13 protein-coding genes are annotated in these 14,741 nt (G+C 44.1%); 6 read left to right on the forward strand and 7 right to left on the reverse strand.

The window, feature by feature from the left end:
- Nucleotides 1-62: 62 nt before the first annotated feature.
- Complete coding sequence (locus ABDD94_RS19035) at nucleotides 63-1,202, forward strand: lactonase family protein (RefSeq protein ID WP_345953561.1); 1,140 nt, start codon at nucleotides 63-65, stop codon at nucleotides 1,200-1,202.
- Nucleotides 1,203-1,423: 221 nt separating this feature from the next.
- Here the strand turns inward: ABDD94_RS19035 and ABDD94_RS19040 are convergent, their stop codons facing one another.
- The 6 genes from ABDD94_RS19040 to ABDD94_RS19065 form a co-directional block, all read right to left on the reverse strand.
- Nucleotides 1,424-1,906 carry a hypothetical protein gene (locus tag ABDD94_RS19040; protein ID WP_345950509.1) on the reverse strand — a complete coding sequence of 161 codons (483 nt, stop codon included), beginning with the start codon at nucleotides 1,904-1,906 and terminating at the stop codon, nucleotides 1,424-1,426.
- A 60-nt stretch (nucleotides 1,907-1,966) separates the two neighbouring features.
- Nucleotides 1,967-3,103, reverse strand: coding sequence for an N-acetyl-alpha-D-glucosaminyl L-malate synthase BshA (bshA, locus tag ABDD94_RS19045; protein ID WP_345953562.1), 1,137 nt, complete (start codon nucleotides 3,101-3,103; stop codon nucleotides 1,967-1,969).
- Nucleotides 3,104-3,382: 279 nt separating this feature from the next.
- Nucleotides 3,383-3,565, reverse strand: coding sequence for a hypothetical protein (locus ABDD94_RS19050; RefSeq protein ID WP_345953563.1), 183 nt, complete (start codon nucleotides 3,563-3,565; stop codon nucleotides 3,383-3,385).
- 51 nt (nucleotides 3,566-3,616) lie between these two features.
- Complete coding sequence (locus ABDD94_RS19055) at nucleotides 3,617-3,997, reverse strand: VOC family protein (RefSeq protein WP_345953564.1); 381 nt, start codon at nucleotides 3,995-3,997, stop codon at nucleotides 3,617-3,619.
- Nucleotides 3,998-4,074: 77 nt separating this feature from the next.
- Nucleotides 4,075-5,898 carry a serine hydrolase gene (locus ABDD94_RS19060; RefSeq protein ID WP_345953565.1) on the reverse strand — a complete coding sequence of 608 codons (1,824 nt, stop codon included), beginning with the start codon at nucleotides 5,896-5,898 and terminating at the stop codon, nucleotides 4,075-4,077.
- Nucleotides 5,885-7,519, reverse strand: coding sequence for an amidohydrolase (locus ABDD94_RS19065; RefSeq protein ID WP_345950504.1), 1,635 nt, complete (start codon nucleotides 7,517-7,519; stop codon nucleotides 5,885-5,887). The genes ABDD94_RS19060 and ABDD94_RS19065 overlap by 14 nt, the downstream gene beginning before the upstream one ends.
- A gap of 207 nt (nucleotides 7,520-7,726) precedes the next feature.
- Here ABDD94_RS19065 and mutL point away from each other — a divergent pair, with 207 nt between their 5' ends.
- From mutL to cysS, 5 genes are all read left to right on the forward strand, one after another.
- Entirely contained in the window at nucleotides 7,727-9,586 is a 1,860-nt protein-coding gene (gene mutL, locus ABDD94_RS19070) for a DNA mismatch repair endonuclease MutL (RefSeq protein WP_345950503.1), read from the forward strand.
- A gap of 119 nt (nucleotides 9,587-9,705) precedes the next feature.
- Entirely contained in the window at nucleotides 9,706-10,428 is a 723-nt protein-coding gene (locus ABDD94_RS19075; RefSeq protein WP_345950502.1) for a rhomboid family intramembrane serine protease, read from the forward strand.
- 37 nt (nucleotides 10,429-10,465) lie between these two features.
- Nucleotides 10,466-11,335, forward strand: coding sequence for a rhomboid family intramembrane serine protease (locus ABDD94_RS19080; protein WP_345953566.1), 870 nt, complete (start codon nucleotides 10,466-10,468; stop codon nucleotides 11,333-11,335).
- Entirely contained in the window at nucleotides 11,325-12,446 is a 1,122-nt protein-coding gene (locus tag ABDD94_RS19085; RefSeq protein WP_345953567.1) for an endonuclease/exonuclease/phosphatase family protein, read from the forward strand. The genes ABDD94_RS19080 and ABDD94_RS19085 overlap by 11 nt, the downstream gene beginning before the upstream one ends.
- Nucleotides 12,447-12,521: 75 nt before the next feature.
- Nucleotides 12,522-13,982 carry a cysteine--tRNA ligase gene (gene cysS / locus ABDD94_RS19090; RefSeq protein WP_345953568.1) on the forward strand — a complete coding sequence of 487 codons (1,461 nt, stop codon included), beginning with the start codon at nucleotides 12,522-12,524 and terminating at the stop codon, nucleotides 13,980-13,982.
- Nucleotides 13,983-13,987: 5 nt separating this feature from the next.
- Here the strand turns inward: cysS and ABDD94_RS19095 are convergent, their stop codons facing one another.
- Nucleotides 13,988-14,668, reverse strand: a complete 681-nt coding sequence (locus ABDD94_RS19095; RefSeq protein WP_345953569.1) for a hypothetical protein — start codon at nucleotides 14,666-14,668, stop codon at nucleotides 13,988-13,990.
- Nucleotides 14,669-14,741: the final 73 nt, after the last annotated feature.

Below are 14,741 nucleotides of genomic sequence, written 5' to 3' on the forward strand. Positions count from 1 at the left end.
GAAACCCTTCATCTAATAAAAACCGTTTTTGCTACCTTGCGTTCTTCAAAACCAAAATTCCGATGAAAAAACTGTTATTACTACTGTATATGATACCTGCAACACTTGCTGCACAGCCTAAGCCGCCTAAAACGCTCGATCTGTTGATTGGCACTTACACCACCAATGGCAGCGACGGTATATACGTTTATCGCTTTTACACCGAAAGCGGAAGGCTGGCTTACTTAAGCAGAACAGAAAGAAATGTGGATAACCCATCGTACCTGTGCGTATCAGCCAACGGCAGGTTCATCTATTCGGTAAACGAAATTGGAGATGACCGTAAAGGCAGCGTGAGCGCTTTTTCATTTGAGCCTAAGGTTGGGAAAATTGAGCTGCTTAATAAACAAACAACTGGAGCAGGCCCTTGCTACATTTCGGTAGACAAGGCGCAAAAGCATGTTTTTTCTGCCAATTATGCTGGCGGTAGCATGTATGTATTCCCTGTAAACAAAGATGGCTCTTTAGCGCCGGCCTCGCAGGTTTTACAAGGGCCGTCAACAGGTTTGGGACCAAATAAATCCCGACAGGATAAGCCACATGTACACACGGCTATTTTATCTCCTGATGAGAAAAACCTACTCTGGACCGATTTGGGTGCCGACAAGGTGAACATTTACCGCTACAAGGCATCGCAAGCGCAAGCACTTACACCAGCTTCGCCGGCTTTTATAAGCGTTGCACCTGGCGAAGGCCCAAGGCATATCGATTTTACACCTAACCGTAAATATATGTACCTGGCTACCGAAATGGGCGGTAATGTAATTGCCTACGAGTACAACAACGGCCAGCCCAAACAAATTCAGAGCATAAGCATGATACCCGATGGTTATACCAAGCAAACAGGTGGCGCGGATATACATGTTTCGCCCGATGGTAAATTTGTATATGCTACAAACCGTGGCGATGCCAACGAAATTATTGTTTACGCTATAAATTCTGAAACCGGCCTGCTTACTTTTATAGAGCGCCAGGGTACGCTGGGCAATCACCCTCGTAACTTTGTTATCGATCCAACCGGTAGCTATCTTTTAGTGGCCAACCAAAAGAGTAATAATATTGTTGTTTTTAAGATTAACAAAACCACAGGTAAGTTAACCCCTACCAGTACGCGCTTAGAGATAAGCAGCCCAAGCTGTTTAAAGTTCGCATTAGCCGAGTAGAGATTATGATGGTGTTAGGCAGAGGCGTTTGTCGGCGGGTCAGGCTTCCACTAATTTAGCCTCCAAACCAGCATCTCGCTTCATTGCTTGAAACATGAAGAATACGTATAATGACACGGCTTATCATGGCTCTAAATTGAATTAAGAAAGGGCATGTAAAAAACTAATCAAACAAAAACGCCGGCAATTGCCGGCGTTTTTGTTTGATTAAATATTGATTCCTATTGCTTACTGAACGAGTAAACAATGTAACCCGTACCGTTGCCAATACTAACAGGCGAACGAAGCACCATATTGTTACCATCATTGCTGTTTACCAGCAACTGGTAGCCTTGTTGCACGTTTTTAGCTTTATCGCCTTCAAAAATCTTTTTAAATTGGAACATCTGTCCGCTAGGGCCTGAGTTATTTACAGACCAGAAAATAGTTTGCGAAGTACCATCGGCTAAAGTATACATACCGTTGCCGCTGTTGGTCAGTTTCCAGGTACTACCCACAAATGCCGACGGACGAGCCTGATCGAATACATTTGATACAGCGCTTTCTACCAAACCCTGGTAGCTTACATTATTCAATGTCCAGGTGCCGGTAAATTTACCCCGGCCTACATTACTTACACCAGTAGCGGCATTTTGAGTTGAGCAAGCCGTAACGGTAAGCCCGATTACTACAGCCATTAAAATAATTTCGAGTATCCTTTTCATATGTTGTGATGTGTGTTCCTGGTATTATACACAAATCTTGCCAAGCTTGTTTTAGCGCTGTTAAAACCGCTTGCTGCTTTCAATCACTTCCATATAGTAGTTTTCATACTGTGGCAGTATATTAGCCAGGTCAAATTTACGGGCGTGCGTAAGGGCGTTCTCCTTAAAAGTGTTCAAACGCTCTTCATCCTGCAACATGTAAATAGCTTTTTCGGCCATGCCGTCAACATCGCCTACATCACACAAATACCCGGTGTAACCCTCTACATTTAGCTCGGGCAAACCACCTGCATTACTGCTGATGACCGGTACGCGGCATGCCATAGCTTCCAACGCGGCCAAACCAAAACTCTCAGATTGTGAAGGCATCAGGAACAGGTCAGATACCGACATGATCTCTTCTACCGCGTCCTGCTTGCCCAAAAAGCGTACATTCTGGCTCACGCCCAGGTCGCGTGCCAGTTGCTCACACTCGGGGCGGTCTTGCCCATCGCCTACCATTAACAGTTTTGACGGTATTTGCGCATTTACCTTGGCAAATATGCTAATCACGTCAGACGTGCGTTTAACCCTCCTGAAGTTGGAAGTATGCACCAGTATCTTTTCACCCTCAGGTGCAATGGCTTTTTTAAAGTGTTCTTTAGGCGTATGGTTAAAGCGGCTCAGGTCAATAAAGTTGTAGATCACTTTAATGTCCTTTTCTATCTCAAAAAACCGATAAGTATCCTGCCTCAAATGCTCCGATACCGAGGTTACCCCATCGCTTTGGTTTATAGAGAAGGTAACTACCGGCTTGTACGTACGATCATTACCTACCAGCGTTATATCGGTACCGTGCAGCGTTGTAATTACCGGGATATGAATTCCATAAGTGGCCAGTATTTGCTTAGCCATAAACGCCGCCGAAGCATGCGGTATGGCGTAATGCACGTGCAACACGTCCAGCTTTTCAAAGCGCACCACATCTACCAGGCGGCTGGCCAGGGCAAGCTCGTAAGGTGGGTATTCAAATAAAGGATATTTGCTAACGGCAACCTCGTGGTAAAACAGGTTTTCGGAAAAGAAATCTAACCGAACGGGCTGATTGTAGGTTACAAAATGCACCTGATGACCCCTATCGGCCAGGCCTTTGCCCAGCTCGGTGGCCACCACACCGCTACCACCAAAGGTTGGGTAGCATACTATGCCTATTTTCATGCAGAAAATCTGATTTAAGTTAAAATGAAACTACCCGATTTACCCGAAGTAAAATCTGTACCAGGTGAGTTTATGCCCGCAAGTTTAACAGCATTTTGTGGCAAATGTGTTAAGCGTATGTAATCTTTACAAAGCCCGATTCTTATGCATCAGATTGTTACACGGCTGTGGTTTTGGCTTATTCACTTTATTTAAAACGCAACATTTTTATGATGTTACAGGCAAATTATTTTACTTGCATGTACTTTAAACCTAATCCCAAAAATCATGGGCCTTTTTTCACCCGAAGAACCGCTGCACTACTAAATCGACGGTAAGCAACTCATTTGTATGTTTTGCCAAAATGATTTCTTTTTTACCCGCCAAGAACAACTGCATAGCCCATCGCGTACGTTTTTTGACCTGGAATGGACTGATAAGACCGCTACCTGCTTTATTTGCAGCGAATGCGGCTACATTCATTGGTTTATGCGGTAGTGCGTTCCATGCTCCTATCACTTATCTCAACTTTAACTACAAAACCTGCGATATCCACCACGTATTACCAAAAGCATCCAGCACGCCTGCACTGCGGCCATAATCCTGATTAGCGGGTTCCATAATACTGCTGGCGCCGTTAGCTAACGCTTTTTGGTAGGTAGTATCACAATCGGCTACGTAAATAAATAAGCCCGCATTTTGTACCGGATAATCTTCGGTAGCATCGGTAAACATAATGGTGCTGGTACCTACCTGTAGTTCGGCATGCATAATGGTCGTTTCGTTGCGCATAACCTTTAGTTTCTCGGTAGCGCCAAAAACGGTTTGCATAAAGGTAAAAAAGCGGGCTGCATCTTTGACAATCAGGTAAGGCATCACACGTTGATAACCTTCGGGAATATTAAGCTCTTGCATATTTTTAGGCTGATATAAAGCAAGATAAGAACAAAAGCTGATTAACAACTTTTGTTGCCTTGTTGCCCCCGTATATACTACTGCAGTCCTTTTGCAATAGCCTCGTAAAACACGTCCTGTATACGCGGCCGGATGCGGCGGCTTACTAACAGTTGCGAATCTTTAGGATATACACGGTTGGAAAGGAAGATATAAACCAGGTTTGTTTTAGGATCAACCCAAATACAGGTACCGGTGTAACCGGTGTGCCCATAGGTTTGTGGCGATGCCATGGCTGATGGATAGTGTTTGCTTACCTCAGGATCCCACATATCGAAACCCAGACCGCGACGGCTAACGTTCGATTGCCTGGTGGTAAACTGCTTAACCGTTTCGGGCTTAAAGTACTGTATACCGCCGTAAGTACCACCATTTAATACCATTTGATAAAGTATGGCCAGGTCATTTGCCGAGGCAAACAAACCTGCATGACCAGACACGCCGCCTACCATAGCTGCACCCTGATCGTGCACATAGCCGGTTAAAAGCGTGCGTCTGAAGTAAGTATCGTTCTCGGTTGGGATGATCTGATCGCGGCTGAAACGGTTTCGGGGTAAAAAACCTGCTGTTTGCATCCCCAGCGGATTGTAGAAATTATCCTGCACGTAAATGTTTAACGGCGTAGCGGTAACCGTTTCTACAATCTCTTTCATAAAGTACATGCTCAGGTCACTGTACACATACTGCCCACGCGTGCGTAAAGCCGAATTAAGCATTTGCGGCCACATAACATCCTTAAAGTAATCCTTGCGCATGTAATACCCGTCGGCCACCTTGGTTGGATAGGCTGCTGATGAATCGGAGCTGTGATCGGCTGCTTTAATACGTTCGTAAAAAGGAATATAAGAAATTAAACCTGCCTGGTGCAGCATCAGCTCTCTTACCCTGATGTTGTTTTTATTAGTGGGTTTAGCTAAAGCCAGGTAACTACCCACGGTAGAGTCAAGGCTTAGTTTACCCTGCTCAACCAGTTTCATTACCTCCATAGTAGTGGCCGATATTTTAGTAACGGAAGCGATATCAAAAATATCAGTAATTTTATCAGGCTGCGTTTTATCATAGGTATGAGAGCCGTACGCCTTGTTAAATATTACCTTACCATCTTTGGCCGCCAAAACTACAAAACCTGGCGTGGCCTGGTCGCCAATGGCTTCGCGGGCAATATTGTCTATGGCTAAAAGGTTTTCGGCCTTCATTCCTGCGGCTTCGGGCACGGTGTACTGTAGCCGGGTTTTAGCTGTAAGAAAACCCGAGCCGGCAGTGTATTTGGCCGACACGCTTTTCTCCAGCTTATGTGTAACAGCTACACCACCAAATACAGCCTGTGCTGCATAAGCTGCAGCAACCGGCGTTACCCTCGAGCACCAAATAACAGGTGTAGTTACCGGATCAAGCTTACTCAATGCCGCTCCGCTACCCCAATAAACAACCACCAGTTTTTTCAGCTTATCATTCATGGTAATGAAATTAAGCAACTGTGCGTTACTCAAATCCACATCCGTTATTTGCAATAATACCGTGTTATAAAGCTTTAAATCGTCGGTTAACTTGCCTATAGTTAGGTAAGACAAAGCGTTAAAGCTTTTAACTTTCGTATACTTATTAAGCAAACTATCAAATATGGCGTCGTTTGCATGGTTAAAACGCACACTGGCTATAGTGCTTTTATCCAGATCTTGTAAAGGAACCAGATTCTGTTCGTTATTCAGCAACACGGTAAATTGCTCGGCCAGCTTCTCTTCATTCACGTAAGCCAAACCAGTAAGATTAATTAGCGGCGGCTTTTGTGCGCAAGCGGTGCTTAAAAATATAAATCCGGATAGGGCAACAAATATTAAGGTACTTAACTTATTTCTTCTCATAAACTTTCTCACCATTCACGTAGGTCTTTAATACTTTAATGTGCGGTAAATCTGCGCCTTTAGCCTTCATTAAATCCTGTTCTAATATCACAAAGTCGGCGTATTTACCTACTTCTATGCTACCCTTCTCTTTTTCCTCAAAGTTGGCGCGGGCCGCCCAAATGGTCATCCCTCGCAGGGCTTCTACGCGCTTCAATGCATTCTCGGGCTGAAAGCCTCTGGCAGGTAGGCCCTTCATGTCCTTACGTTCGGTGGCCGAATAAAAGGTATAAAGCGGATTGATATCCTCTACCGGAAAATCGGTTCCTAAGGGTAGCCAGCCATTTTGCTGTAATAATTGCTTGTAAGCATAGGCGCCTTTTAAACGCTGGGCCCCTAAGCGCTCGCCTGCCCAGTTCATATCTGACGTGGCATGCGTTGGCTGCACCGATGGTATGATGCTATTTTCACCAAAATATTTAAAATCGGCTGCGTCTATTATCTGGGCATGTTCTATGCGCCAGCGCAAATCATTCTTACCTTTAAGGGCATTAGCATAAATTTTCAGGATGGTGCGGTTGGCCGAGTCGCCAATGGCATGGGTACACATCTGGAACCCCTTACCGGCAATACGTGTGGCCACATCTTCGAAATGCTTTTGACTACTTAATAAGAAACCTTTCCAGCCTTTTTGATCATTGTAATCATGCAGCAGGCAAGCCCCTCTTGATCCCAACGCACCATCAGCATACACTTTAAACGAGCGTACGTTTAAGCCTGGTGTTTTGTAAACACCCCGTTTAAACAGGTAATTTATATTTTCTTCATTATCAGACAGCATTACATACATGCGCATTTTTAATGCTTTTTTGTGCTGCAGCTCGGCAATGGTATTAATCATAGGGTAGTCCAGCCCGCAGTCATCAACCGTGGTTAAACCCACGGCAAAGCAATTACGCTGTGCATTTAGTAAAGCACCTTGTACCTGTGCATCGGCTGGCTCGGGTATTTTGCGGGTAACCAGGTCAACGGCATTATCAACCAGTATACCGGTAAGCTTGTTATTAACGGTTTGTATTTCGCCCCCTTCCAGCTTTTGGCCGGGCTTAATACCAGCAATGTTTAAAGCCGCCTGGTTGGCAATAGCGGCATGGCCATCAATCCGGTTCAAAATAACCGGCCTAACCGGAAACAGGGAGTCGAGCTTGGTTTTGTCTGGAAACTGTGTGCCTTTCCAGTCGTTTTGGTCCCAGCCACGACCTATGATCCAGCCCTCGGGATTACGGGCGGAATAGGATTGTACTGAATCTAAAATTTCATCCCAGCCTTTAGTGCCTTCCAAATGTACTTCTTGCAGGCCCAGGCCATAGCGGTAAAAGTGAGTATGCGCATCTATAAAACCAGGATATACGGCTTTACCATTCGCATCCACCACTTCGCGGGCCAGGTAAATTTTTTCCAAACTGTCGGCTTTGCCTACGGCCACTATTTTGCCGGCGTTTACCACAAAGGCTTCGGTAGTACTAAAGTTGCTGTCAACAGTGTACACCAACGCATTTTTCACCAACAGATCGGCATTATACTCCTTTTGTTTGCAGGCTACAAAAAGTATCAGCAACAACCCGGGCCAGAATTTTTTCATACAGTAGACTAAAATAAAAAAACATTCGCATCAAAAGCCACACCAAACCTTGCTATCGCTTATACAGCGGCAGGCGCTTTTATGTTACGCTTTTGATTGCATTGCACGGCGTACTTATGCCGTCCAGCTAAATATACAACGCACCAAAGGTAAAGTTATGCCATCAAATTTTTAATTTAGCCCCTCGAAATTGAAGGGATTTTTTTGATGTCAGATATAATACAGCTTTTACCAGACGCCGTAGCTAACCAGATAGCCGCGGGAGAAGTAGTGCAGCGACCAGCGTCGGCCGTAAAAGAACTGGTAGAGAACGCGATAGATTCGGGTGCTGACAAAATACAGCTCATTTTAAAAGATGCCGGTAAGGCGCTGATACAGGTAATTGATAACGGTTGCGGCATGAGCATGACTGATGCCCGCATGTGTTTTGAGCGCCATGCCACCTCCAAGATACGTAAAGCCGAAGACCTTTTTGCCATACGTACTATGGGTTTCAGGGGCGAGGCCATGGCCTCCATAGCTGCTATTGCCCAGGTGGAAATGAAAACCCGCCGCCGTGAGGACGAGCTGGGCACCTGCATTATTATTGAAGGCTCGGAAGTAATTAGCCAGGAGGCTTGTGGCACCAGCGGCGGCACCTCTACTTCTATCAAAAATCTGTTTTATAACACCCCGGCGCGCCGTAACTTTCTAAAAAGCAATCCGGTTGAGCTACGCCACATTATTGACGAGTTTCAGCGGGTAGCACTGGCTAATCCGCAAATATTTTTCACCATGCATCATGACGGGCAGGAGGTATATCACCTGCCGGCCACGCAGCTTAAGCAGCGCATTGTTCATTTGTTTGGTAACAATTACAACCAGCGCCTGGTACCTGTTGAAGAAGATACCACCATTATTAACCTGCGCGGCTTTGTGGGGAAGCCTGAGTTTGCACGCCGCACGCGGGGCGAGCAGTTCTTTTTTGTAAACAACCGCTTTATACGCGATAATTACCTTAACCATGCCGTAATGACGGCTTTTGAGGAACTGTTGCCAGAGGATACTTATCCTTTTTATGTGTTGTTTATTGATATTGACCCCAGTAAAATCGATATCAACGTACATCCTACCAAAACGGAAATCAAATACCAGGATGAGAAGGCCATTTATGCCATCATCCGCTCGGCTGTAAAACGTTCGCTGGGCAGGTATAACATTACCCCTACCCTGGATTTTGATCAGGAGAATAGCATTGAGCACCTGATAACGCATAAGCCGCTGGAGCAAATTACGCCGCCGGGCATTACCTTTAACCCCAACTTTAATCCGTTTGATAGTGCGCCCAAAGCACCTGCACAGCGCGAAAGCAGCTACCAGCAGTCGCACAACCCTTACAAAAGCGGCATGCCGCAAAATTGGGAAACCTTGTATGAGATAACGCAGCAAGCGCCAAGTCAGCAACAGCAAATGCTGCCTGATGATAGTTTTGAGGTAAACGATCAGGCCATAAGCAAGCCAAGCGAGCGGCAATTATTCCAGATTCATAACCGGTACATCCTGTCGCAGATAAAATCCGGCTTCATGCTCATAAACCAGCAGGCTGCACACGAGCGCATTTTGTATGAGCGTTTTTTGCAGCAACTGCAAAATCACTCGGGCGTTAGTCAGCAAAGTTTATTTCCGCAAACAGTAACCCTTAACAGCAGCGACTTTACGTTACTGAAAGAGCTTTTGCCCGACATTAAAGCATTAGGTTTTGATATACGCGAGTTTGGTAAAAACACAGTAGTGGTTGATGGCATACCGGCCGATTTAAACCAGGCCAGCGAGCACCAGTTGCTCGAGCATTTGCTGGAAGGATTTAAAAACAATCTGGCTATATTGAAGTTAGATAAGCGCGACGCCTTAGCCCGAACACTGGCCCGTAATGCGGCTACTAAAGCCGGCACCCGGCTTACTTTAGAAGAGATGAATTTACTGATTGACCAACTTTTTGCCTGCCAGATGCCCAACATAGCTTTGAACGGCAAACCGGTAATTAGTACATTTACCCTGAACGAACTAATGGAGCGCTTTGAAAAATGAGAGCTAATGAGCGCCGGAGCTAGATTAATAATGAGGACATCAAAACAACATGATTATTTCAACTACCCAACATCTTGTTTCGTGACTCTCGTGTCCGGCTCTAAAAAGAAAATACATCTATGAATGCATACAGGCAAAACCCATTCGCTAACCTTACACCGGTTGTACAGAACTTACTAATCATAAATGTTATATTCTTTGTAGGTAACTGGTTCTTACAATCAGCAGGTATTAACTTAGAGCCTTACCTGGCAGCGCATTACTTTAATGCTCCAATTTTTAGGGTATGGCAAATAATCACCTACATGTTTATGCATGGCGGCCTGATGCATATTTTCTTTAATATGCTGGCCCTTTACATGTTCGGTCCCACACTGGAGTATACCATGGGGCCTAAGCGCTTTTTACAATATTATTTTATTACCGGTATAGGCGCTTTGGCATTGCAAATGCTGGTTCAGGCTTTGGAGGTTTACCAGGTTATTGGTACATTCACAGTGCCCCACGGCGATATATCCCCTTACTTTGCTACGCCGGGTTATGAAAAACTTGTAGAAATTTATAGTCCGTTAAGTGGTATAGTTGGTGCATCAGGTGCTATATTTGGTTTGCTGGTAGCCTTTGGCATGCTTTACCCTAATGTGGAATTATTTATCATGTTCATTCCGCTGCCTATTAAGGCCAAATATGCTGTAATTGGTTACATACTGCTTGAGTTATACTCGGGCGTGGCGCAATATGCAGGCGATTCGGTAGCGCATTGGGCGCATTTGGGCGGAGCGTTGTTTGGGTTTATTTTAATAAAAATTTGGGGTATGCAAAGGCCAAACAATTTTTATTAACTAATGTAAGTTTAAGTAATAAAACAGCTTCTATTTTATGAACTCCTTCTGGCAAGATATACGTTATAAGATGCTTCAATCCGGCAGCCGCATTAACCTGCTTATTGGCATTAACGTACTGGTTTTTTTATTAATCAACATCCCCGGCACGTTCCTGTATTTATTTATGGGAAACCCCATGCTGAACGAGTTTGCCAATGAATATCTTGCCCTGCCCGCAAGTTTGCCCAAACTGGCCACCCGTTTTTGGACGCCCGTTTCTTACATGTTTATGCATGCTGATATATTCCACATCCTGTTTAACATGCTTTGGCTGTTTTGGATGGGACAGATATTTGAAGAGTACCTGGGCAAAAAACGCATACTTGGCCTGTACATCATGGGCGGTTTAGCCGGCGCTGCGCTTTACATCCTATCTTTTAATGTATTCCCGGCTTTTGCAGGTGTTTTACCAGTAAGCTATGTGGTAGGCGCATCGGCCAGTGTAATGGCTATTATTATTGCTACAGCAACGTTACTACCAAATTATACTATTTACCTAATGTTTTTGGGCCCGGTTAAATTGAAGTGGATTGCCTTGTTTTATGTAGTAATCGACTTTTTGAGCATAGTTGGCCCCAATGCCGGTGGAGAGATTGCACACCTGGGCGGTGCATTGCTAGGTTTTATTTATATTAAACAACTTAACCGTGGGCATGATTGGGGCCGTTCGGTAGATTCTGTTTTTAACCAGCGGCCAAAGGTTAAGGTAGTATCGCAAAACAAAACTTATCAGCAGCAAACGTCATCCGTGCCCCGGCAGGAAGAAATTGACCGTATTTTAGATAAAATTTCGCAAAGTGGTTATGACAGCCTGAATAAGCACGAAAAAGAAGTATTGTTCCGGGCTAGTAAACATGACGGGTAAAAAAAAGAAGCTTAATATTCTAGATAGGTTATTTTTATGGCTGAGCGTTTTGCTCAGCCTGGGTTTACTTATCAGTTACCTTTCACCTGTAACCGATCCACGCACGTTTTGGCCAATTGCTTTCTTTGGCTTAGCCTATCCTTTCCTTTTGCTAGGTAATTGCCTGCTGGCGCTTTACTGGCTGCTACGCAAAAGCAAGTACATTGTAGTACCAGTAGTTAGCGTACTCCTAGGGATAAGCACCCTTAAGGACAACATCGGGTTTCGGTCATCAGGTAAAGCCGATGAAAATATAGAGTCTGCAAATTCGGTTAGGTTAATGACCTACAATGCCCATAATTTTAAACCATACGGCGAAAAAAACGACCTCGCAACCAAGCAACAAATGCTGCAGTTAATTAGTGATGAGCAGCCCGATGTTATAGGCATACAGGAGTTTTACAGCCGTAAACGCGGTCAGTATGCTATTAAAGACTCTATGTGTAAAATCATGCAGTCGCAGGTTTACTATTTTGAGCCATTTAGTTTCAGCAATGAGGATGAGGCGATGGGCATAGCCGTGTTTTCAAAATATCCAATCGTTAACAAGGGTAACATTATTTTATCCGATGAGAGAAACAGCGGCAACCAGTGCCTGTACGTTGATATTAAAAAAGCCAACCACACCTTTCGCTTTTATAGCATTCACCTGCAATCTATTCAATTTGACCCTACTGATTATGATTACCTGAGCAAGGTATCTAAAGATGGCGGCGCTAACCTCGGCTCGTCTAAACGCATTGGCGGTAAACTAAAACGTGCATTTTTAAAACGCAGCGAACAGGTAATTAAAATAAAGAATCACGCTGCCAGCTGCCCCTACCCGTATGTTATTGCAGGTGATTTTAACGATACACCCGCATCATACGCCGTGCACCAAATGGCTAAAGGACTTAAAAATGCATTCCGCGAGAAAGGATCGGGCTTTGCACGTACGTACAACGGTAGTTTTCCTAACTTCCAGATAGACTATATTATGGCAAGCCCTAATATGAACGTTGCCAGTTATCATATTGTAAAAAAGCGCCTGTCAGACCATTATCCGGTTTGCAGCACCTTGCTGTTTAAGTAAGGTTTATGCCATTTCTAACAGCATAGTTTACTGCAAACATTACTACCCTGAATTAAAAATTGTAAGTTTGCGCCCATGACACAAACGGTATTTGTTTACAATACTTTAACCCGTACCAAAGAAGAATTTATTCCGCTTGATGCCCCTTATGTAGGCATGTATGTTTGCGGCCCTACCGTGTACAGCGATGCCCATTTGGGTAACGCCCGTACGTATATATCATTCGATCTGATTTTCCGCTACCTTACGCACTTAGGTTACAAGGTACGCTATGTACGCAATATAACCGATGCCGGCCACCTGGAAGGTGATGCTGATGAAGGCGAAGACAAAATTTCAAAGAAGGCAAAACTGGCTAAGCTGGAGCCTATGGAAATTGTGCAAAAGTACAGCACTGGCTTTCATGATATAATGCGTGAGTTTAACGTATTGCCTCCCAGCATTGAGCCCACTGCCACCGGCCACATTATTGAGCAGATTGAGCTGGTAAAGATTATGCTGGATAAGGGCTATGCTTACGAAGTAGATGGCTCTATTTACTTTGACGTTGAAAAATATAACCAGGGAACTGATTATGGCGTACTAAGTGGCCGCCACCTGGAAGACCTGTTAACCAATACCCGTACCCTTGGTGGCCAGGATGAAAAGCGCGGCAGGCTCGATTTTGCGCTTTGGATTAAAGCCAAGCCCGAGCACTTAATGAAATGGCCCTCACCCTGGAGTGTGGGTTTTCCTGGCTGGCATTTAGAATGCTCGGCCATGAGCCATAAATATTTAGGTGAGCAATTTGATATTCATGGTGGCGGTATTGATTTAATTCCAACCCATCACACCAATGAGGTAGCTCAAAACACAGCCTGCTATGGTAAAAACCCGGCCAAGTACTGGGTACACACCAATATGCTTACCGTTAACGGGCAAAAAATGTCAAAATCATTAGGCAATAGCTTTTTACCACATGAGTTATTTAGCGGCAACAACAGTATCCTGAATAAAGGGTACAGCCCTATGACGGTGCGTTTCTTTATGTTGCAAGCTCATTACCGCAGTACGCTCGATTTTAGTAATGATGCTATGGAAGCCTCCGAAAAAGGTTTCAAACGGTTAATGAATGCTTATACTTTATTGGATGGCTTAAAGCCTTCTTCGGGAACTGAGGTAGAAATACAGCCCTTATCTGACCGTTGTTACCAAGCCTTAAACGACGATTTTAACAGCCCGGTGTTAATTGCCGAATTGTTTGAAGCTTCGCGTATCATTAATTCAGTGCATGACGGCAAGCTAAAAATTGACGAGGCGAACCTGCAATTGCTAAAAACCTTGATGCAGACCTTTGTGACCGGCATTTTGGGCTTAAGGAACGAACAGGCCAGCACTGATGAACTACCTCAGGTGCTCGATTTTATTGTGAATCTGCGAAGCGAAGCTAAGTTTAACCGCGACTATGCCACTTCAGATAAAATACGCGATGGCCTGCAAAAAATAGGTTTTCAGCTTAAAGACAGCAAGGAAGGCACTACCTGGAATAAAGCCTGATATCATTATAAAGTATTGTAATAATCAAATATTTTAGCCAGGTCTTCATCCTTTTTAAAGTTAAGGCCTGCTGTTTTTAAGTAAACGTCCAGTTCAGTTTTCTTATCGGCCAGCGCAGTTAATACTGCGCTTTTGCTTTTTTCAAACTTTTCAAGCTTGTTGTTTTTATAAACGTAGTAATTGGTATAATCCTGAAATTTCCTGGTTTCGGTGGCATCGTAATTTTTCACTTTGTTGAGTAGTTTGCCCTGATGTTTGAGTAAAGCCACTTTACCATTGCTCGATAATACCTCGTAATAAGAACCTGCTGTTTGCTTATCTATTGCCGGATAGCCGTTGGCAAACATTGGCGATAGCGGCGTGTAGATAGTGAAAGACTTTATTTGCTCTTCAAACTTCATGGCTTTGTCGCTGGTATCATAAACAAAGAGCAACATATCATCATACAAATTGTAATTCAATTTTATATTGTCATACACCTTGCCCGTAGTTGTTACGGCCTTACCTGGCAGAAACTTGTTATACATAAACGGGGTTCCATCCACATCCTCGTAAGTCCCTTTCCTAATTAGTCCGTTTTCGCCATTCACAAAATATTCCACAACTGTGGATGTTGATTGTGCGCTAACCTTAAATACTGTTAAAAGTAAAACAAAGAAGAATAAGGCGGGTTTAGATAGGTTCATGACTAAAAGCTGTTAATGTTAATGAAAATAGTGTATAGGGTATGTAATGCCATTGAAACGCCGGCAAATAAAT

The organism is Mucilaginibacter sp. PAMB04168, from assembly GCF_039634365.2.
In the GTDB taxonomy this organism is placed as follows: Bacteria; Bacteroidota; Bacteroidia; order Sphingobacteriales; family Sphingobacteriaceae; genus Mucilaginibacter.